General features: G+C 69.9%; 21 protein-coding genes. 13 read left to right on the top strand and 8 right to left on the bottom strand.

Translation table 11 applies throughout. From position 1 onward, the window contains the following. Positions 1-93 precede the first annotated feature (93 nt). Positions 94-573, top strand: a complete 480-nt coding sequence (locus ABD161_RS13240; RefSeq protein ID WP_344003788.1) for a YbaK/EbsC family protein — start codon at positions 94-96, stop codon at positions 571-573. A gap of 1 nt (position 574) precedes the next feature. Here ABD161_RS13240 and ABD161_RS13235 read toward each other — a convergent pair whose 3' ends face one another. Beyond that, positions 575-1,840, bottom strand: a complete 1,266-nt coding sequence (locus ABD161_RS13235; RefSeq protein ID WP_425560903.1) for a DUF445 domain-containing protein — start codon at positions 1,838-1,840, stop codon at positions 575-577. A 50-nt stretch (positions 1,841-1,890) separates the two neighbouring features. Between ABD161_RS13235 and ABD161_RS13230 the strand changes: the two genes are divergently transcribed. Continuing rightward, a complete protein-coding gene (locus tag ABD161_RS13230; protein ID WP_135114329.1) occupies positions 1,891-2,166 on the top strand; it encodes a metal-sensitive transcriptional regulator in 276 nt (91 codons plus the stop codon). 13 nt (positions 2,167-2,179) lie between these two features. Here ABD161_RS13230 and ABD161_RS13225 read toward each other — a convergent pair whose 3' ends face one another. Genes ABD161_RS13225 through ABD161_RS13215 form a run of 3 tightly spaced genes read right to left on the bottom strand, consistent with a single transcriptional unit; the run spans position 2,180 to position 5,346 of the window. Then, positions 2,180-3,340, bottom strand: coding sequence for an acyl-CoA dehydrogenase family protein (locus tag ABD161_RS13225; RefSeq protein WP_344003781.1), 1,161 nt, complete (start codon positions 3,338-3,340; stop codon positions 2,180-2,182). After that, entirely contained in the window at positions 3,337-4,095 is a 759-nt protein-coding gene (locus tag ABD161_RS13220) for an alpha/beta fold hydrolase (RefSeq protein WP_344003778.1), read from the bottom strand. Before ABD161_RS13220 ends, ABD161_RS13225 begins: the two co-directional genes overlap by 4 nt. 42 nt (positions 4,096-4,137) lie before the next feature. Continuing rightward, complete coding sequence (locus ABD161_RS13215; RefSeq protein WP_344003775.1) at positions 4,138-5,346, bottom strand: MFS transporter; 1,209 nt, start codon at positions 5,344-5,346, stop codon at positions 4,138-4,140. A 413-nt stretch (positions 5,347-5,759) separates the two neighbouring features. Here ABD161_RS13215 and nrdH point away from each other — a divergent pair, with 413 nt between their 5' ends. From nrdH to nrdF, 4 genes are all read left to right on the top strand, one after another. After that, positions 5,760-5,993, top strand: a complete 234-nt coding sequence (gene nrdH, locus ABD161_RS13210) for a glutaredoxin-like protein NrdH (RefSeq protein WP_135114326.1) — start codon at positions 5,760-5,762, stop codon at positions 5,991-5,993. A gap of 81 nt (positions 5,994-6,074) precedes the next feature. Then, on the top strand, positions 6,075-6,506 hold the full coding sequence (nrdI, locus tag ABD161_RS13205) for a class Ib ribonucleoside-diphosphate reductase assembly flavoprotein NrdI (RefSeq protein ID WP_344003770.1): 432 nt from the start codon (positions 6,075-6,077) through the stop codon (positions 6,504-6,506). Beyond that, complete coding sequence (gene nrdE / locus ABD161_RS13200; RefSeq protein WP_344003767.1) at positions 6,485-8,647, top strand: class 1b ribonucleoside-diphosphate reductase subunit alpha; 2,163 nt, start codon at positions 6,485-6,487, stop codon at positions 8,645-8,647. Before nrdI ends, nrdE begins: the two co-directional genes overlap by 22 nt. 43 nt (positions 8,648-8,690) lie before the next feature. Then, the gene (gene nrdF / locus ABD161_RS13195) at positions 8,691-9,665 is read left to right on the top strand and encodes a class 1b ribonucleoside-diphosphate reductase subunit beta (protein ID WP_344003764.1); all 975 of its coding nucleotides are present in this window, start codon (positions 8,691-8,693) and stop codon (positions 9,663-9,665) included. Between the two features lie 99 nt (positions 9,666-9,764). On the opposite strand, the gene ABD161_RS13190 is transcribed toward nrdF, so the two are convergent. The 4 genes from ABD161_RS13190 to aroA form a co-directional block, all read right to left on the bottom strand. After that, on the bottom strand, positions 9,765-10,553 hold the full coding sequence (locus ABD161_RS13190) for an MBL fold metallo-hydrolase (RefSeq protein WP_344003761.1): 789 nt from the start codon (positions 10,551-10,553) through the stop codon (positions 9,765-9,767). Between the two features lie 86 nt (positions 10,554-10,639). Next, positions 10,640-11,113 carry a thioredoxin-dependent thiol peroxidase gene (bcp, locus tag ABD161_RS13185; RefSeq protein WP_344003758.1) on the bottom strand — a complete coding sequence of 158 codons (474 nt, stop codon included), beginning with the start codon at positions 11,111-11,113 and terminating at the stop codon, positions 10,640-10,642. Positions 11,114-11,215: 102 nt separating this feature from the next. Then, positions 11,216-12,265: a ribosome small subunit-dependent GTPase A gene (rsgA, locus tag ABD161_RS13180; protein ID WP_344003755.1), complete on the bottom strand. Its 1,050-nt coding sequence runs from the start codon at positions 12,263-12,265 to the stop codon at positions 11,216-11,218. A 97-nt stretch (positions 12,266-12,362) separates the two neighbouring features. Then, positions 12,363-13,700: a 3-phosphoshikimate 1-carboxyvinyltransferase gene (aroA, locus tag ABD161_RS13175; protein ID WP_344003752.1), complete on the bottom strand. Its 1,338-nt coding sequence runs from the start codon at positions 13,698-13,700 to the stop codon at positions 12,363-12,365. 31 nt (positions 13,701-13,731) lie between these two features. Between aroA and ABD161_RS13170 the strand changes: the two genes are divergently transcribed. The 7 genes from ABD161_RS13170 to ABD161_RS13140 all read left to right on the top strand — a co-directional run bounded on the left by ABD161_RS13170 (position 13,732) and on the right by ABD161_RS13140 (position 20,324). Further along, entirely contained in the window at positions 13,732-14,514 is a 783-nt protein-coding gene (locus tag ABD161_RS13170) for a sigma-70 family RNA polymerase sigma factor (protein WP_344003748.1), read from the top strand. Then, a complete protein-coding gene (locus tag ABD161_RS13165; protein WP_135114316.1) occupies positions 14,511-14,753 on the top strand; it encodes a zf-HC2 domain-containing protein in 243 nt (80 codons plus the stop codon). The genes ABD161_RS13170 and ABD161_RS13165 overlap by 4 nt, the downstream gene beginning before the upstream one ends. Positions 14,754-14,816: 63 nt before the next feature. Then, positions 14,817-16,112: a GNAT family N-acetyltransferase gene (locus ABD161_RS13160; protein ID WP_344003743.1), complete on the top strand. Its 1,296-nt coding sequence runs from the start codon at positions 14,817-14,819 to the stop codon at positions 16,110-16,112. Positions 16,113-16,343: 231 nt separating this feature from the next. Continuing rightward, positions 16,344-17,471 (top strand): ABC transporter substrate-binding protein, encoded by a 1,128-nt coding sequence (locus ABD161_RS13155; RefSeq protein WP_344003740.1) that lies wholly within the window; start codon positions 16,344-16,346, stop codon positions 17,469-17,471. Further along, entirely contained in the window at positions 17,450-18,412 is a 963-nt protein-coding gene (locus ABD161_RS13150; protein WP_344003737.1) for an ABC transporter permease, read from the top strand. The genes ABD161_RS13155 and ABD161_RS13150 overlap by 22 nt, the downstream gene beginning before the upstream one ends. Beyond that, positions 18,409-19,233, top strand: coding sequence for an ABC transporter permease (locus ABD161_RS13145; protein ID WP_344003734.1), 825 nt, complete (start codon positions 18,409-18,411; stop codon positions 19,231-19,233). Before ABD161_RS13150 ends, ABD161_RS13145 begins: the two co-directional genes overlap by 4 nt. After that, complete coding sequence (locus tag ABD161_RS13140; RefSeq protein WP_344003732.1) at positions 19,230-20,324, top strand: ABC transporter ATP-binding protein; 1,095 nt, start codon at positions 19,230-19,232, stop codon at positions 20,322-20,324. The genes ABD161_RS13145 and ABD161_RS13140 overlap by 4 nt, the downstream gene beginning before the upstream one ends. Positions 20,325-20,343: the final 19 nt, after the last annotated feature.

Genomic DNA, 20,343 nt, shown 5'->3' with positions numbered 1-20,343 from the left:
CCGCCGGACTTCACGTGAACAGAAGGGCCACCCAACGACGGGTGGCCCTTCTGCATTTATACGGGTGTTCTTGTCGCTCGTAGACTTGCGCGCATGACGAGCGCGCAGCTTCATCCCCGTAATCTCCGCGTCGCCGACAGGCTCCGCGAGGCCGGCATCCCCGGCGAGATCGTCATCCTCCCGGATGCCGCGTCCACCGCAGCTCTGGCGGCCGCCGCCCTCGGCGTCGAGGTCGGGGCGATCGCCAACAGCCTCGTGTTCTGGTGCGACGATCGACCGCTGCTGGTCATGACGAGCGGCGCCCACCGCGTCGACACCGCGGCGCTCGCTGAGCGCCTTGGTCGCGGCGCCATCAGGCGCGCCTCCGCGGAGCAGGTCTTCGAGGCTACCGGGCAGGTCATCGGGGGAGTGGCCCCGACGGGGCACCCGGAACCGATCGAGACGATCGTCGACGAACACCTCCAGACGTACCCTCAGCTCTGGGCCGCGGCGGGAACCGCGCACTCGGTGTTCCCGCTGACATTCGACGAGCTCGTGCGGCTGACGGGCGGCCGCGTGGAGCGCGTCGACTGACTCAGCCGAGCAGCGCGTGGGCGATCGTGAAGATCACGAGGCCTGCGAGGGCGCCGACGACCGTGCCGTTGAGGCGGATGTACTGCAGGTCGCGCCCGACCATCAGCTCGATCTTCTCGGTCGTCTCCTGGGGGTCCCACCGCTCGACCGTGTCCGTGATCAGCGACGCGATGTCGTGGCGATAGCGATCGACGACGAACACCGCGGCATCCGTCACCCAGGTGTCCACGCGCTCACGGAGGGACGGGTCCTCCTCGAGCCGCCCGCCCACCTCCGCCAGTGCGTCGCGGAGGCGGAGGCGCAGCGCGCTGTCCGGCTGCTCGAGCTCGCGGAGGAGGCCCTGCTTGGCGGCCCCCCACGCCTCGGCGGCGAGACGGCGTACGCCCGGGCTGTCGAACAGCGTCGACTTGGCGTGCTCGAGGCGGCCCTGTGTCGCGTCGTCGTGCTGCAGATTGTGGGCAAGCCGCGAGAGATAGCCGTCGATCGCGCGACGGGCGGGATGATCCGGATCCGCCTGGACGGCGCCCACGAACGCGACCGCCTCGTTGTAGACGGTGTGATCCACGAGCCGCTGCGCCATGGACGGCACCCACGAGGGAAGCCGACGGGAGACCAGCCCCTGGAATGCCTCCGGGTTCGCGTCGAGCCAGGCGGCGATCGTCTCGGCCGCCAGATCGACGGCGCCGTGATGCGCGCCCGTGTCGATCACGCGCTCGAGCCAGCCGCCCAGCGGGTCTCCCCAGCCGGGCTCGATGAGGTGACGGCGCGCGAGTGACTCGATGACATCCTGCACGTCGTCATCGCTCAGCGCGCGCAGCACTCCCTGCGCGACGGCCGCGCCCTCGGACGCCACGCGCTCCGCGTGCTCCGGCTGGCGCAGCCAGGCACCGAGGCGCGCGGCGATCGGCGTGGAGGCGAGCTTGGCCCGCACGACGCCGCCCTCGAGGAAGTTCGTCTCCACGAACTCCCCGAGGTTGCGTCCGATCTCGTCTTTGCGGGTCGGGATGATCGCCGTGTGGGGGATCGGCAGCCCGAGTGGCCGTCGGAACAGTGCCGTGACCGCGAACCAGTCGGCGAGGGCGCCCACCATCCCGCCCTCCGCCGCGGCGCGCACGTACGCGAAGGCATGGATCCGGTCCTGCAGCGCGAAGCCGAACACAAACAGCACGGCCATAAAGATCAGCGCTCCGAGGGCCACGGCCTTCATACGGCGCAGGCCGCGCAAGCGCTCCTGGTCGGCGGGTGAGAGCAGCTCGAGGGTCGCCATGCCCGCCATCCTCGCACGCTCTTCATACCCGGCGGGGGTACTCTCGCGGTGTGATCGAAGACATCCAGAAGCGCGCTCTGCACCGCACTCGCATCCTCGAAGGCCAGCTGCGCGGCCTCGGTCGGATGATCGAGAACGAGGACTACTGCATGGACATCATCACGCAGTCACGCGCCATCCAGCGCTCACTCGAGTCGCTGAACCGCCTGCTGCTCGAGAACCACCTGCGCACGCACGTGACGCACATGTTCGAGAGCGGTGCCGAGGACGACCGAGAGCAGGCCGTCGCCGAACTGCTGCGCGCATTCGACTTCGACGGACGCTGACGCCCGAGACGGTCTACTGCTCGATCGGACCGAGCCAGGCGGAGGCGACCGTGGCGTGCGCCGACTCGGGGTCCGACGGGTGGAAGGCGCCCGCGAGCACATCGCGGTAGAGACGCGAGAGCTCGTTCGATGCGAAGTACGACGAGCCGCCCGCAACGAGCATCGCGTCGTCGACGATCCGCTTCGCGGTCGCCGTCGCCCGGTGCTTGATGCCGGACAGCAGCGAGAACCAGCGCGCGCCGTGGTCCGCGCGGTGGTCGACATCGCCGGCGATCGCGGCGAGCTGCGGCGGCAGGGCGTCGTACGCAAGCGCCATCTCCGCGATCCGCCAGCGGATGTCCGGATCCTGCGCGTACGACCGGCCGGTCTTCTTCGAGCGGCGCTTCTGGGCGGTCTCGACCGCGAGGTCCAGCGCGCGGCGGGCGATGCCGGTGTACACCGAGGCGAGCAGGATCTCGAAGACGCTGAAGATGCCGAACACGATCGGATCGGGGTTCGGGCCCGGAGCGACACGGCGGACGACCCGGTCGGCCGGCGCGGTCGCGCCGTGCAGTTCGGTGGTGCGGCTCTGCGTGCCGCGCATGCCGAGGGTGTCCCAGTCGTCGCGTGTCACGACGCGCTCGTCGCGGCCGACGAACGCGTAGACCATCTGCGGCGCATCGGGCGACGTCGTGTCGAGCCCGTGAAGCCCGAGCTGCGTCCAGACCGGGCCGAGCGAGGTGAAGATCTTCGTGCCCGTGAAGGCATACGACCCGTCGGGCTGCGGGGCGGCCTCGGTGTCGCTGCCGAAGAGGACGAGGTCGTTGCCTGCCTCGCTGATCCCGAACGCGAACACCTCTCCCGCCGCGGCGCCCTCCTGCACGAAGCGCAGGTCGTCGATCCCGCGGTCCTGCATGACCTTCGCCACGCCGGTCCAGACCAGGTGCATGTTGACCGCGAGGGCTGTGGCCGGCGCCGCCTCGGCGAGGCGCTGCTGCAGCAGCGAGACCTCGGCGAGCGACAGCCCGAGCCCGCCCCGGTCCGACGGCACGAGCGCGCGCAGATAGCCGGCATCCCGCAGCTCGTCGAGATCCTCGTCCGGGAAGACGTTGCCGGCGTCGACGGCGGCCGCGCGCGAGCGGATCCGCTCGACGAGCTCGTCGGTCAGGATGTCGCGAGGATCGAAGACGCTCACGACAGCACCTCCGCGAGGAGCCGCATCGTCCGCTCCGGCTTGTCCCGATGCGGGGAGTGGCCGGCGCCCGGGACGATCGACATCGTCACCGCGGGATTGCGCAGCACGGCGTCGGCGTTCGCGCCGGTGAAGAGGCTGTACACGGCGGGGTCCGCGCCGATCACATGCGTGGGGACCCGCAGCCGCGACGCGGCCTCGCGCACATCCCACGTCGCGTTCTGCGCGCTGGTCTGCTCGACGGCCCAACGGCTCGCGCGAGCGACGCCGTCGACCTTCAGCTCGAGGTCCTGGGGGTGCCAGTGCGGGTGCTCCTCGCGCACGGTCTCGATCCGGTTGTCCGCGAACGCCCGCTCCTGGCTGCGCCGGATGATGCCCGCGTCGTGCCCGTCGACGACGATCGCCGGATCCACCAGGACGAGCTTCCGCGTCCAGTCGGGGTGGTCGGCCGCGGCGACCGTCGAGGCCGCGCCTCCCAGGGAGTGGCCGATCACCGCGTCCCACGCGCCGCTGTTGTCGGGCAGCACCCCGGCGACGTCGGCCGCGTAGGCGGCGACCGAGTAGTCGAGGGCCCGCGGCGCGTCGCCGTGCCCGCGCAGATCGACGGCGGTCGCGTGCCACCCGGCATCCGCGAGCGCCACGCCGAAGCGCCACATCAGGGCACCGGACGATCCGAGACCGTGCACCAGCAGGGCGCGGCGGGCTGACGCCGGGTCACCCCAGTGCATCCGGGGCAGAGTCAGGGGAGCAGACACCATGGCATCAGCCTACGGTCGCCGCCATCCGCCGGCCCGCCCCCGTCAGGTGATGACGGGGAGCTGCTCGGTGTCGGGGATCGGCGAGGCGTCGCGGTGGCGGAGATCCGGGAAGGCGCGGTGGAAGACCGCCGCGATGATCGCCGCCCCGACGACCATCGCGATGCTCACGAGGTAGGCGCCGACGGGGCCGTTGCCGTCGATGGCGAACCCGGCGGCCATGGATCCGAGCGCGGCGCCGATCAGCTGACCCGTGTTGATCCATCCGTACGCCTCGGCCGTCTCGCTGAACTTCACGCTCGCGGAGGTGCCGGCGAGCATGACGGCGAGAGCCGGAGCGAAGCCGACGCCGGCGATGAACAGGGCGAAGGCGAGCCAGAACGGGTTGCTCACCCAGACCAGGGTGAGGGCGCTGCCGATCGCGACGATGACGAGTCGGCGGGCCGCGGACCACCGGCTCATCGGGATGCCGCCGGAGCCGAGTCCGCCGGTCAGGCTGCCCAGCGCGTACGCGGCGAGCACCAGGCCCGACTCGACGCCGCCCTCGCCGAAGGCGGCGACCACGCCTGCCTCGATCGCGGCGGCCGATCCGATGAACAGCACGCCGATCCCGGTCGTGAGCAGCACCGTGGGCTTGCGCAGCACCCGGCCGAGCGCGGTGCGGCTGCGCGGGATGCGCACCCGGCCGACCTCGGGGGACAGGATGAACCACGCCCCGCCGCCGAGTGCGATCACCGAGATGACGAGCAGCGCGACCACCGAGGAGACCTGCAGCGCGAGGAAGGTGACGAGCACGGGCGCGGCGACCCAGATGATCTCCTGCAGCGACGCGTCGAGCGAGTACAGCGCTCCGAGCTGGCGGGAGTTCACCATCTTGGGGTAGATGGTGCGCACCGCCGACTGCACCGGCGGCGTCGAGACGCCGGCGATGAGGCCGAGCACGATCAGCGCCGGCACGGGCAGCGGGGCGAGCGCCAGGACGGCGATCGTGGTGGCGTACAGCGCGGTCAGCAGCGTGAGCACCGGGCGCATCCCCCAGCGGCCCATCCAGCGGCTGGTGATGGGACCCGCGGCGGCCTGGCCGATCGACATCGCCGCGAGGACGATGCCGGCCGCGGCGTAGGAGTGGGTCAGATGCTCGACGTGGATGAGGAGGCCGAGGCTGACCATGCCAGAGGGGAATCGCGCCGTCAGCTGTGCGGCGATGATCCGGCCGACGCCCGGGGTGCGGGCCAGCTCACGGTAAGAGGACATCCCTTGAGATTATCGGCTGGGATCCCCGTGAGGCTGGGCGGAGACAGGGCAGAAACGGCCCGCCGAGGGCGGTGCCGACACCCGCCGCGCGACACGCCGCGACACGCCGGGGCGACCGGATCCACACCCTGTGGGATGTCGGTGGCCCTCCCTAGCGTTGTACCTGTGGAGAAGCCGTCGCGCCACGTCCGCGAACCGCGATTTCCCGCCTCAGCCGGGCCCTCTTCCGAAGGCCCCGTCTGTGGATGGATCGGTGGACAGACCTGTGGTGAGGCGGTGGAGAACAGTGGAAAATGACAACCGTGTAACTACTAGTCCTAGTGGTGGGCCCGAATGTCCGTACCCATATGTAGTATTGAGGTCCCGGCGGCGCTTCGCCGAGGCTCAGACGATTTGTAAGGGGAAGCAGCGTCATGGCGATCACGGTCTACACCAAGCCTTCTTGCGTCCAGTGCACGGCCACGTACCGCGCTCTCGACTCCAAGGGCATCGCGTACGAGGTCGTCGACCTCTCGCAGGACCCGAACGCGCTCGAGCAGGTCAAGGCGCTCGGCTACATGCAGGCGCCGGTCGTCGTGACCGACGAGGACCACTGGTCGGGCTTCCGCCCCGACATGATCGACGAGCTCGCCACGCGCCTCGCCTGACCGGTTCCGGTTCCTCGATCGAGGAACTCGCCGATCCAGTCGAGATGCCGGCGGGTCCGGTACACGGAGGAGTGAGGAGACATGACCGCAGCAGTCACCGCGACTGAAGCGCCGCTCCTTGTCTACTTCTCGAGCGTGTCGGGCAACACCGCACGTTTCATCGAGAAGCTCGGGATGCGGTCCGAGCGGATCCCTCTCCACCGCGGCGACGACGACCTCGTCGTCGCAGAGCCCTACGTGCTCGTCACCCCCACCTACGGCGGGGGTGACGGGCGGGGCGCGGTTCCCAAGCAGGTCATCCGGTTCCTCAACGACGAACGCAACCGGCGATGGATCCGAGGGGTCATCTCGGCGGGGAACACCAACTTCGGCGATGGCTTCTGCATCGCCGGCGACATCATCAGCAGCAAGTGCAACGTGCCTCACTTGTATCGGCTGGAACTCTTCGGCACACCCGACGACGTCGCGAACGTCAGCGACGGATTGGAACGATGGTGGAAGCAGCGGCCTTGACCACGGAAGTCGACTTCAAGCACAACGCGAAGTTCGAGGGCATGGACTATCACGCCCTCAACGCGATGCTGAACCTGTACGACGAGAACGGGAAGATCCAGTTCGACGCCGACAAGCGCGCCGCTCGGGAGTACTTCCTGCAGCACGTCAACCAGAACACGGTGTTCTTCCACTCCCTCAAGGAGCGTCTCGACTACCTGGTCGAGAAGGAGTACTACGAGGGCGCCGTCATCGAGAAGTACCCGTTCGAGTTCATCGAGCGCCTGAACGACTTCGCCTACGGCAAGAAGTTCCGCTTCGAGACCTTCCTCGGGGCGTTCAAGTACTACACGAGCTACACGCTCAAGACGTTCGACGGCAAGCGCTACCTCGAGCGCTTCGAGGACCGCGTCGTGATGACCGCCCTCGCGCTCGCCGACGGCGACCAGGATCTCGCGTGGAACCTCGTCGAGGAGATCATCTCGGGCCGCTTCCAGCCCGCGACGCCGACCTTCCTCAACGCCGGCAAGGCGCAGCGCGGCGAGCTCGTCAGCTGCTTCCTGCTGCGCATCGAGGACAACATGGAGTCGATCGCCCGCGGCATCAACTCCGCGCTGCAGCTGTCCAAGCGCGGCGGCGGCGTGGCGCTGCTGCTGTCGAACATCCGCGAGGCCGGCGCCCCGATCAAGCAGATCGAGAACCAGTCGAGCGGCATCATCCCCGTCATGAAGCTGCTCGAGGACTCGTTCAGCTACGCGAACCAACTCGGCGCACGCCAGGGCGCGGGCGCGGTGTACCTCTCGGCGCACCACCCCGACATCATGAAGTTCCTCGACACCAAGCGCGAGAACGCCGACGAGAAGATCCGCATCAAGACGCTGTCGCTCGGCGTCGTCGTGCCGGACATCACGTTCGAACTCGCGAAGAACGACGAGGACATGTACCTGTTCTCGCCCTACGACGTCGAGCGCGTCTACGGCGTGCCCTTCGGCGACATCTCGGTCACCGAGAAGTACCGCGAGATGGTCGACGACCCGCGCATCAAGAAGACGAAGATCAACGCGCGCAAGTTCTTCCAGACGCTCGCGGAGATCCAGTTCGAGTCGGGCTACCCGTACATCATGTTCGAGGACACGGTGAACAAGGCCAACCCGATCAAGGGCCGGATCAACATGTCCAACCTCTGCAGCGAGATCCTGCAGGTGAACACGCCGACGACGCTGAACGAGGACCTCTCGTACGACCAGATCGGCAAGGACATCTCCTGCAACCTGGGCTCGCTGAACATCGCGCTCGCGATGGACTCGCCGAACCTCGGTCAGACCGTCGAGACGTCGATCCGCGCCCTCACCGCGGTCAGCGACCAGAGCCACATCCGCTCGGTCCGCTCGATCGAGGACGGCAACGACAAGTCGCACGCCATCGGCCTCGGCCAGATGAACCTGCACGGCTACCTCGCCCGCGAGCGCGTCTACTACGGCTCGGAGGAGGGTGTCGACTTCACGAACATCTACTTCTACACGGTGCTGTTCCACGCGCTGCGCGCGTCGAACCGTCTCGCGATCGAGCGCGGCGTCGCCTTCGAGGGCTTCGAGGACTCGAAGTACGCCTCGGGTGAGTTCTTCGACAAGTACACCGAGCAGGCGTGGCTTCCGAAGACCGACAAGGTCAAGGAGATGTTCGCGGCGCACCACATCCCGACGCAGGATGACTGGCGCGAGCTGAAGGCATCGATCCAGCAGCACGGCATCTACAACCAGAACCTGCAGGCCGTGCCGCCGACGGGCTCGATCTCGTACATCAACAACTCGACGTCGTCGATCCACCCGATCGCGTCGAAGGTCGAGATCCGCAAGGAAGGCAAGCTGGGCCGCGTCTACTACCCGGCGCCGTTCATGACGAACGAAAACCTGGACTACTACCAGGACGCCTACGAGATCGGCTACGAGAAGGTCATCGACACGTACGCCGCGGCCACGCAGCACGTCGACCAGGGCCTGTCGCTGACGCTGTTCTTCAAGGACACCGCCACCACGCGCGACATCAACAAGGCGCAGATCTACGCATGGCGCAAGGGGATCAAGACGATCTACTACATCCGCCTGCGTCAGATGGCGCTCGAGGGCACCGACATCGACCAGTGCGTCTCCTGCACGCTCTGATGCCCGCGGTCATCACGCGAGTCGAAATGCTGAAGAAGGAATCATGACCGAAGCAGTCAAGCTCCTGGATCACGTCCAGGCAATCAACTGGAACCGCATCCAGGACGATAAGGACGTCGAGGTGTGGAACCGCCTCGTGAACAACTTCTGGCTGCCCGAGAAGGTGCCGCTGTCGAACGACATCCAGTCGTGGAACACGCTCACGCCGGCCGAGCAGCAGCTGACGATGCGGGTGTTCACGGGCCTGACGCTGCTCGACACGATCCAGGGCACGGTGGGCGCGGTGTCGCTGATCCCGGATGCGCTGACCCCGCACGAGGAGGCGGTGTACACCAACATCGCGTTCATGGAGTCGGTGCACGCCAAGAGCTACTCGTCGGTGTTCTCGACGCTGTGCTCGACGCAGGAGATCGACGAGGCGTTCCGCTGGTCGGTGGAGAACCCGAACCTGCAGAAGAAGGCTCAGATCGTCATGGAGTACTACCGTGGCGACGAGCCGCTCAAGCGCAAGGTCGCCTCGACCCTGCTCGAGAGCTTCCTGTTCTACTCGGGCTTCTACCTGCCGCTTCACTGGTCGAGCCGCGCGAAGCTCACGAACACGGCCGACCTGATCCGCCTCATCATCCGCGACGAGGCAGTGCACGGGTACTACATCGGCTACAAGTTCCAGAAGGGCCTCGAACTGGTCAGCCAGGCCGAGCGCGACGAGATCAAGGACTACACGTTCTCGCTGCTCTACGAGCTCTACGACAACGAGGTGCAGTACACGCAGGACCTCTACGACCAGGTCGGGCTGACCGAGGACGTCAAGAAGTTCCTTCACTACAACGCCAACAAGGCCCTCATGAACCTGGGCTACGAGGCGATGTTCCCCTCGTCGGTCACCAACGTGAACCCGACCATCCTGTCGTCGCTCTCGCCCAACTCGGACGAGAACCACGACTTCTTCTCGGGCTCGGGCTCGTCGTATGTCATCGGCAAGCACGAGGCCACGGACGACGAGGACTGGGACTTCTGAGCCCCACCGCTCGGTGAAGAACGCCCTCTCGCATCGCGGGAGGGCGTTCTTCGTGTGCCGGGGTCCGCGTCGGGCAACGGCGCCGACGAGGGAACTCGCTCAGCGGGCGCCGACCCGCCGGGCGACGGCGGTCGCGGACCGCACGCCCTGGCGCCAGGGGTCACCGTGCCCCGGCAGAACGACGGAGGCCTCCGTCTCGTCGAGCCGGGCCAGCGAGCGGAACGCCTCGGCGACGTCGGCGGTCGCCGCGGCGGCCACCACCCGCGGTCCCCGTTCGGTGGTGTATGGGTCGAAGGTGACGAGCGCATCGCCGCTCAACAAGACATCGCGCTCCGGGATGACGAGTGCACAGTGGCCGGAGGTGTGGCCGGGGCTGAACACCACTCGGGGACGCCCCGGGACGTCGAGCACCTCGTCGGGCTGGATCGCGCGCAGGCCATCCACGCCGCGCACCCGCAAGGCGCCCGCGGCTGTCATGCGGGCCAGGACCGGCACGGAGGCCGGGTAGCGGAAGGGATACCGGATCCGCGGCGACTCGTGAGCGTACCGGTAGGGGTGCGCGGCGAGGCCCGCATCCCCCGGGTGGCCGTGCAGCGGCACTCCCCACCGGTCTCGGATCGCGCGGGCGAAGCCGAGATGGTCGAAGTGCGCGTGCGTGATCACGACGGCCTGCACCGCCGAGGGCGCGCTGCCGATGGCCGCGAGGGCATCGGGGAGGACGCGCCAGGTCGCGGGCAGGCCGGTGTCGACGATCGTCACCTGGCCCTGGTCCTCGATCAGGTAGCAGTTCACGTGCGCCTGCTCGAGGCGATGCGCCCCGGGCGCGACGTGCCGGGTCAGGCGAGGGGATCCGGGGCGTGGGTGTCGGGAGTGCTCCGTGACGGACATGCGGAGATCGTGGCATGCCCGTCCGGCGGCACCGATGGGCTTGCCCGCGTCAGCCGCGTCGGCTAGCGCCCTAGTGCCGCCGAGCGTCAGTCGATGCCGAGCTCGCGGCGCAGGCGGGCGACGTGGCCGGTGGCCTTGACGTTGTAGAGGGCCTTCGTGATGGTGCCCTGCTCGTCGAGGACGAAGGTCGAGCGGATGACGCCCTCGACGACCTTGCCGTAGTTCATCTTCTCGCCCCACGCCCCGTAGGCGCGGTGCACGGCGGCATCCGGGTCGCTCAGCAGCCCGAACGTCAGGCCGTCGCGGTCGCGGAACTCGGCGAGCTTGGCCGGCTCGTCGCGCGAGACGCCGAGCACCGTGTAGCCGGCGCCGGAGAGGGAGGCGATGCTGTCGCGGAAGTCGCACGCCTCGGTCGTGCAGCCGGGCGTCATCGCCGCGGGGTAGAAGTACAGCACGACCTTGCCGCCGCGGAAGTCCGCCAGCGAGACGGACTTGCCATCCTGATCCTGCAGCGTGAAGTCGGGAGCGGGAGTACCGGGTTCGAGGCGCGTCTCAGTCACCCGTCAAGCCTAACGAGCGGGGGCGCAAGTGTGGCCGTCCCTCGTGAGGCTTGGGCGTCTCGACTCGCTGCGCTCGCTCGACGACCGGGTCGAGCGGGGAGGCTAGTAGTCGGTGCGGTCTTTGAAGGTCGCGAGCAGGCGCTGCAGCGAGTCGACGCGCGACGCCGGCAGGGCGCCCTCGGCCACGGCCTCGTTCAGCGCGCAGTCGGGGGCATCGGCGAGGTGCGTGCATCCACGCGGGCACTGCTCGGCGACCGGCTCGAGGTCGCGGTACGCGCGGATGATGTTCGCCGGGTCGACGTGCCCGAGCCCGAACGACCGCACGCCCGGGGTGTCGATGACCCAGCCGGATCCGCCCTCGCCCTGATACCGCAGCGACACGGTCGAAGAGGACGTGTGCCGCCCACGACCCGTGACGACGTTGACGTGACCGGTCGCTCGTCCCGCGGTCGGCACGAGCGCGTTCACGAGCGTCGACTTGCCGACGCCCGAGTGGCCGACGAACACTGTCGAGTGCCCGATCAGGGCCGCGCCGATCTCGTCCACGGGAGTCTCATCCCGCGCGCTGGTGAACACGCGCAGGTCGTCGAGACCCTCGAAGTGCGTGAGGAACGGCGCCGGATCCGCGAGGTCGGTCTTCGTGATGACCATCAGCGGCCGGATTCCCGCATCCAGCGCGGCGATCAGGTACCGATCGACGAGCCGGGGGCGCGGCTCGGGATCGGCCGCGGCGACGACGAGCAGCATCTGATCGGCGTTGGCCACGATGACGCGCTCGACCTGGTCGGTGTCGTCTGCGCTGCGGCGAAGGAGCGAGGTGCGCTCCTCGATGCCGACGATGCGGGTGAGCGTCCCCTCCTCGCCGGAGGTGTCGCCGACCACGCGCGCGCGGTCGCCCGTGACGATCGGCATCTTCCGCAGCTCGCGGGCGCGCACGGCGGTGAGCTGGCGCTCCTCCGGGGTGTCCTCGCCGGCGAGCACCGTGTACCGGCCGCGATCGACGCCCAGCACGCGCGCGATGGTGGCGTCCTCGTGCGCCGGGCGACGCTTGGTCCGCGGCCGGTTCGCCTTGGGGTTCGGGCGGACGCGGACGTCGCTCTCGTCGAAGAGCGGCTCGTCCTCGTCGTCGAGGGGGTCGTCGAGCCAGCTCACTTCGACTCGCTCCGCTCGCTCAGCACGGCGCACTTCGACTCGCTCCGCTCGCTCAGCACGGCGCACTTCGCCCCGCTCCGCCCGCTCCGCGAGGGCGTCATCGCCCGCCCAGCATCTCGTCCCACAGCTGCGTGAACTGGGGGAGGGTCTTCGCCGTCGTGCCGATCTCGTCGACGACGACGCCGGGAACACGCAAGCCGATCAGCGCTCCCGTTGTCGCCATGCGGTGGTCGTGGTGGGCTCGCCACGTGCCGCTCGTGAGCGTCTTGCCCGTCACCGCGGGCGGGATGACGCGGATGCCGTCGGGCAGCTCCTCGGCCGATCCGCCGAGCGCGGTCACGTTCGCGGCGAGCGCCGCGATGCGGTCGGTCTCGTGACCGCGGATGTGGGCGATCCCGTGGAAGGTCGTCGGGGAATCGGCGAAGACCGCCAGGCCCACGAGCGTCGGCGTGAGCTCGCTCACGGCCGACAGGTCGAGCTCGACGCCGTGGATGCCGCGACCTGCCGCGACCGTGAGGGCGCCGCCGCGACGGCTGACGCGACCGCCCATGAGCTGCAGGATGTCGGCGAGCTGCGCACCCGGCTGGGTCGAGTGCGGCGGCCAGCCCGCGACCGTCACGGATCCGCCGGCGACCATCGCCGCGGCGAGGAACGGCGCCGCGTTCGACAGATCGGGCTCGATGGCGATGTCCTTGGCACGCAGGCTTCCCGCCGGCACGATCCACTCGCCCGCCGCGGGACGCTCGACGTGCACGCCGCGGCGCGCGAGGGCCTCGACGGTCATGTCGATGTGCGGCACGCTGGGCAGCCGTGCGCCGACGTGACGCAGGTGCAGTCCGACGTCGAAGCGCGGGGCCGCGAGCAGCAGCCCCGAGACGAACTGGCTCGAGACCGAGGCGTCGATCGCGATCTCCCCGCCGCGGACGTGGCCGTGACCGCGCACGGTGAACGGCAGCGACCAGTGGCCGCCGTCGTCGATGTCGACGCCGAGGTCGCGCATCGCGCGGATCATCTCGGCCATCGGGCGATGCAGCGCGCTCTCGTGGGCGGTGACGAGGACGTCGCCGGAGGCGAAGCCCGCCAGCGGCGCGAGGAACCGCATCACGGTGCCCGCCTGGCCGCAGTCGATAGTGGCGCCACCGGTGAACGGCGAAGCCGGGTGAACGAGCAGATCGGGTCCGAACGGGCTCTCGCCCGGCACCTCCTCGACCACCACGCCGAGAGAGCGGAGGCCCTCGACCATCCGGCGCGAGTCGTCCGACTGGAGCGGCGCGATCAGCCGGCTCGGGCCCTCGGCGAGCGCAGCGAGGATCAGCTCGCGGTTGGTGAGCGACTTGGAGCCGGGGATCGCCAGCGCCGCGTTGAGCGGGGCGTCCGCGACGGGCGCGGCGTACTCGCCCTGCGGGGCCTCGGGGGAATACACGCGCGAGCTCATCGGTTCCAGCCTAGTGAAAGCGAGGACCTGGATGACTGCCACGATTCTGGCGCCTGAGCGCGTGGGGTACGCCCCCGTGTCCTCACGGGTGACCGGCCTAGACTGGCGCGTGATGGATGACGAGCTCGATCTGGCACCCACCGACGACGTGACCGCGCAGTCGGGCTCTGGTGCGAGCCCCGCTGGGGAGGCGGGTCCCGAGACGGCTCGCGACCAGTTCCAGGAGCAGGCGCTGCCGTTCATGGATCAGCTGTACGGCGCCGCGATGCGCATGACGCGCAATCCGAGCGACGCCGCGGATCTCGTCCAGGAGACGTTCGTCAAGGCGTTCGCGTCGTGGGCGTCCTTCACGCAGGGGACGAACCTCAAGGCGTGGCTGTACCGGATCCTCACCAATACGTACATCAACACGTATCGCAAGAAGCAGCGCGAGCCCTACCAGGGCACGATCGACGACCTCCAGGACTGGCAGCTCGGCGGTGCCGAGTCGACCACCGCCATGAGCAGCCGGTCGGCCGAGGCGGAGGCGATCGACCGGATGCCGGCATCCGTCGTCAAGGAGGCCCTGCAGTCCATCCCGGACGACTTCCGGATGGCGGTGTACCTCGCGGATGTCGAGGGCTTCGCCTATCAGGAGATCGCCGACATCATGAAGACCCCCATCGGCACGGTCATGAGCCGCCTCCACCGCGGACGGCGCCTGCTTCGCGACCTGCTGAAGGACTACGCGGCCGAGCGAGGGATCCAGGCCGCGACCGACACCCCCGCCGGCGCGCGCCCCGCGAGCCGACGTCCCAACAGGAGTGAGAGATGATCGACTGCGGCTGCGAGAAGGCGCGCCAGGACCTCGAGGAGTACCTCCGCAACGAGGTCTGCAAGACGGAGCACGCCGACATCAAGGAGCACCTGGCGACGTGCGCCGCGTGCCGCGACGAGGCGCTGGTCTCGCGCACGCTGACCGAGGTCGTCGCGCGCGCCTGCAAGGAGACGGCACCCGAGGAGCTCAAGGACCTCGTGCTGGCGCGGCTGCGCGACGCGCAGGCGGCGCACTGACCCATCCGGCGCTCCCGCGCAAGGGCGTGCTGAGCCGTCCCGGCGCTGGATAGTGTCGGAGGCATGGCAGAGCTTCCCGACGCCCGCACGCTTCCCCTCGATGAGACCACGCGAGCGGCGCTCGCGGAACGCGGCCTCGAGTATCGCCTGATAGAGAACGAGCGCGCCGCGATCATGGATGCCTGGTCGCACGCGGTGCGCCGAGGCTTCGCGGGGCCAGAGCTGTCCGACGACGAGATCGCCGAGTGGCGCGAGCCGATGTCCTGGCGACGGGTCACGGGTGTCTACGACCTCTCGACCCCGCAGGCCGAACGGCCCGTCGCGACCGCCAGCTCGTGGGTCGCGCCGATGACCGTGCCCGGCGGCGTCCTGCCGTCGTGGTCGATCAGCACCATCACCGTCGCCGCCACCCATCGTCGCCGCGGCGTGGCGCGGGCGCTGCTCGAGGCCGAGCTGCGCGATGCGCATGCCGCCGGGGTTCCCGCGGCGGGCCTGACGGCGAGCGAGGCGACGATCTACGGCCGCTACGGCTTCGCGCCCGCCACGAGGATCGCGACCTGGAAGGTCGACACGCGCCGGGCGCGGTGGGCGGGGCCGGATGCGCCCGGTCGCGTGCAGTACCTCGATCGTGAGGACGCCGCGCGCCTGATGGGCGAGCTGCACGAGCGGACGCTGCCCCATCGCGTGGGCGAGATCCCCGGCTGGCCGCGGCGCTGGCGCGGGCGCGTCGCGCTCGCCGAAGACAAGAACGCCGCCGTCCGCACCGTGCGGTACGTCGACGCGGCGGGGGAGCCCCGCGGCGTCATGGCGTACAGCGTCGAGGGGGACCCGGAGGACGACGGCCGCGGCGTTCTCCGCATCCGATACCTGATCGCCGAGCACGACGAGGCGCTCGCCGCGCTCTGGCGCTTCGCGATCGAGCACGACCTCGTGGGCACCGTGGTCGCACCGATGCGTCCGGTCGATGAGCCGCTGCCCTGGTTCGTCGACGATGCGCGCGTGCCCGTCTCGAGCCAGAAGGACCACGGCTGGCTGCGCATCCTCGACGTCCCCGCCGCGCTCGAGGCCCGTGCGTACGCGGCTCCCGCCTCGTTCACGGTGAGGGTGACGGATCCGCTCGGGTACGCCGACGGGACCTGGCGGGTCGACATCGCGGACGGGAAGGCGACGGTGGCGACGGCCGACGCGGCCCCGGACATCGAGCTGTCCGTGATCGAGCTGTCCGCCGTCTACCTCGGCGGGTTCTCGCTCGCGGTGCTGCGCGCCGCGGGGCGCGTCTCAGGCTCGGCCGAGACGGTGGATGCGGTGGACGCCGCGCTGCGTGCGCCGCGGGCGCCCTTCCTCAGCATCGTCTACTGAGCCGGGCGCACGGCTCAGGCGGCCGCTCGAGGGACGGGCCGCCTCACGCGTCCGCGGCGATCCGAGAGGCGCGTCACCAGCCGGTAACCATGGTCGGGAACGTCGTTCACCTCCCGGAGAGTGGGACGTTCATGTGTTGTCCCTAGCGTTCGGGATGTCTCCCCCCGAGACGAGCGCCACCCGAGCGCGCCCGCACCACAGCGCGGGCCTTCCCTTCCCTGGAGGACATCCATGATCCGTCGTTCCCTCTTCACCGGGCTCGGCCTCGTCGCCGCATCCGCCCTCGCCCTCACCGGCTGCGCCTCGCCCGCGGCCGCCCCCGCCGCCGCCGAGGGCGCCGTCGACGCCGCGACGGCCACGAGCGTCGAGGACTTCGGCTCGTTCGAGGCGCTCGAAGAGGCCGCCAAGGCCGAGGGCGCGCTCAACGTCATCGCGCTTCCGCGCGACTGGGCGAACTACGGCGAGATCCTCGACCTGTTCGCCTCGAAGTACCCCGAGATCGCGATCAACGAGCAGTCGCCCGACGTCTCGAGCGCCGAGGAGATCGAGGCCGCCGAGACCAACAAGGGCCTCGACATCGCCCCCGACGTGTTCGACCTCGGACTCGCGGTCGCGCTCCAGAGCACCGACCACTTCGCGCCGTACCAGGTGCAGACGTGGGACGAGATCCCCGACGCGCTGAAGGAGCCGACCGGCCTGTTCGTCGGCGACTACGGCGGGTACATGTCCGTGGGCTACGACTCGTCGAAGTTCCCGGAGATCACCGCCCTCGACGACCTGCTGGCCCCGGAGTTCAAGGGCTCGGTCGCGCTGAACGGCGACCCGACGCAGGCCGGCGCGGCGTTCGCGGGCGTGGGCCTCGCGACGCTGCAGTCGGGCGGCGACCTCGACGACTTCCAGCCCGGCATCGACTTCTTCGAGAAGCTCAACGACGCGGGCAACTTCCTGAAGCTCGACGTGACGCCGGCCACGATCGCCAGCGGCGAGACGCCCGTCGTCTTCGACTGGGACTACCTGAACGCGGTGCACACCGCCGACAACGAGAACTGGGAGGTCGTCGTGTTCGACGACCTCGGCTACGCCGGCTACTACAACCAGGCGATCAACAAGGACGCCCCGCACCCCGCGGCCGCGCGCCTGTGGCAGGAGTTCCTCTACAGCGACGAGGCGCAGAACCTGTGGCTGAAGGGCGGCGCCCGCCCCGTGCGCATGGACGCCATGACCGAGGCCGGCACGATCGACGCCGACCTCGCCGCGGCGCTGCCGGCGACGCCCGCCGAGACGCTGGTGCCCACCGAGGAGCAGAGCACGGCCGCCGGCGAGCTGCTCGGCGCCGAATGGGCCGCGGCGGTCAAGTGACCGTCCTCACCCTGCCGGCCGCGGAGCCCACCCCGGGCTCCGCNNCGGCCGGCGACGCGGCGGCGCGCGCGACCCCCGCGCGCCGCCGCAGCGCGGCCGCGGTGCTCGCGTGGCTCGGGCTCGCGCCGTTCGCCGCGTACATCGCGCTCTTCCTCCTGCTGCCCACCGTGCTCGCGCTCGGATCCGGGCTCTTCGACAGCGAGGGCGCGTTCACGTGGGATAACCTGTCCGCCCTCGCCGACCCCGTCATCCTGGCGGGCTTCTGGAGCACGATCTGGGTGTCCGCGCTGACCGCCGTCGTCGGCGCGGTCATCGGCGCCCTCGTCTGCTACGCGCTGCTCGGGCTGTCGGAGCACAGCCCGGTGCGGCGCGCCGTCGACGCGGCCGCCGGGGTCCTCGCCCAGTTCGGCGGTGTCATGCTCGCGTTCGTCTTCATCGCCGCGTTCGGCGCGCAGGGAGTGGTCACGCTGCTGATCCAGAGCGTGCTCGGGGTCGACATCTACGAGGGCGGCATGTGGCTCTACGACCTGCCGGGCCTCATCGGCCCCTACCTCTACTTCCAGGTGCCGCTTATGGTCATCACCTTCATGCCGGCCCTGTCGGCGCTGAAGCCGCAGTGGGCGGAGGCGAACCTCACCCTCGGCGGCACGCGCGCGAGCTTCTGGACGCAGGTCGGCATCCCGGTGCTCGCCCCCGCATTCCTCGCCAGCCTGCTGCTGCTGTTCGCCAACGCGTTCTCGTCGTACGCGACGGCCGCGGCGCTCGTCAGCCAGGGAGCGCCGATCATCCCGCTGCAGATCCGCGCGGCACTGACGAGCGAGACGGTGCTCGGGCGCGAGAACCTCGCCGGTGCCCTCGCCCTCGGCATGATCGCCGTCGTCGCCCTCGCGATGTGGGGCTACTCGGTCATCCAGAAGCGCGCCGCGCGGTGGCAGCGATGAGCGCCGGGCTGATCGCGCCGTCGCGCACGACCCGCTGGATCATCGGCGTGCTGGTCGGCGTCGCCTTCCTCGTGCCGCTCGCGGCGACGCTGCTTCACACGCTGCGCGACGGCGACGGCTACTCGGTCGCCAACTGGACCGGCCTGTTCGATCCCGCCGCGGCCGGCACGCTCCGCCCGCTGTGGATCGGACTCGGCAACTCGCTCATCCTCGCCCTCGTGACGGTGGCGATCGTGCTCGTGCTCATCGCGCCGACGATCATCCTCGTCAACCTCCGATTCCCGCAGCTCAAGCGCGCGTTCGAGTTCGTCGCGCTGCTGCCGATCTCGATCCCGGCGATCGTGCTTGTGGTCGGGCTCGCGCCCATCTACCTGCAGGTGTCGCGCACGCTCGGCACCGGGGCGTGGACTCTCGCCTTCGCGTACGGCATCACGGTGCTTCCCTTCGCGTACCGGGCGATCCAGGCATCCGTCGACGCGATCGACATCCGGACGCTCTCCGAGGCGGCGCGCTCGCTCGGATCCGGCTGGATCACCGTCGTGCTGCGCGTGCTCGCCCCGAACCTGCGCCAGGGGCTGCTCGCGGCATCCCTCATCTCGGTCGCCGTGGTGCTCGGCGAGTTCACGATCGCGTCGCTGCTGAACCGGCAGGTCCTGCAGACCGCGATGGTGCTCGTCAGCAAACAGGACGTCTACGCGCCGGCGATCTTCACCCTGATCGCGCTGGTGTTCGTGTTCATCCTGCTCCTCGTCATCGGCGGGATCGGCGGCCCGAAGGCCGTGCGCACCCCGCGCCCCCTCACGAAAGCGAAGCCGCAATGACCGCCATCGACGACATCCCGCTGGGGCTGCCGCAGACCTCCGGCAACGCCCTGCTCGCCGAGGCGGGCGAGGGCACCCGTGTCGAGTTCCGCGGCGTGGTGAAGGACTACGGATCCACCCGCGTGCTTCACGGCATCGACCTCGACATCCGCCCGGGGGAGTTCGTGTCGCTGCTCGGCCCCTCGGGCTGCGGCAAGACGACGGCCCTGCGTGTGCTCGCCGGCCTCGAGCAGGCGACCGGCGGATCCGTCCTGCTCGGCGGGCAGGACGTCTCGGCCACGCCGACGAACAAGCGCGACATCGGCATGGTCTTCCAGGCGTACTCCCTCTTCCCTCACCTCAGCGTCATCGACAACACCGCGTTCGGCCTGCGCCGGCGCGGCGTCGCGCGCGCGAAGGCGACAACGCGCGCGGGCGACGCGCTCGACCTCGTGGGCCTCGGGCATCTCGCCGACCGCTTCCCTCACCAGCTGTCCGGCGGACAGCAGCAGCGCGTGGCCCTCGCCCGCGCCCTGGTGACCGAGCCGCGGGTGCTGCTGCTCGACGAGCCGCTGTCGGCTCTCGACGCCAAGGTGCGCGTGCAGCTGCGCGACGAGATCCGCCGCATCCAGCTGCGCCTCGGCACCACGACGGTGTTCGTCACGCACGACCAGGAGGAGGCGCTCGCCGTCTCCGACCGGATCGCCGTCATGAACGCGGGACGGATCGAGCAGATCGGCACGCCCGAGGAGCTCTACCTGCGCCCGGCGACGCCCGGGGTCGCGGCCTTCGTGGGGCTGTCCTCCGTTGTGCCGGCGGTGGTGTCGGGCGGCGTCGCGACAGTGCTCGGCGTGGAGGTGCCGGTGGTGGGCGAGGCGGCCGACGGCGCCGCGGAGGCGTTCCTGCGTCCCGAGAACGTCCGGCTCGGCGGCACCATCCCCGCCGTTGTGCAGGAGTCGACGTTCCTCGGATCCCTGCGTCGCACCGTCGTGCGCACGGAGGACGGAACGCTGTTGCGCCTGCAGCACGCCGCGTCGGAGCGCCTCGAGTTCGAGGAGCGCGTCACGGTCGGCGTCGAGCCGGTGCCGGTGGTCGTGAGGCCGCTCGCCTGAGAACCCGGACGGACGGACG

The sequence above is a fragment of the Microbacterium paludicola genome (genome assembly GCF_039529675.1).
Classification (GTDB): domain Bacteria; phylum Actinomycetota; class Actinomycetes; order Actinomycetales; family Microbacteriaceae; genus Microbacterium; species Microbacterium paludicola.
Note: the sequence above shows the minus strand (reverse complement) of the source record. Positions and strands in the feature narration are given on the sequence as shown.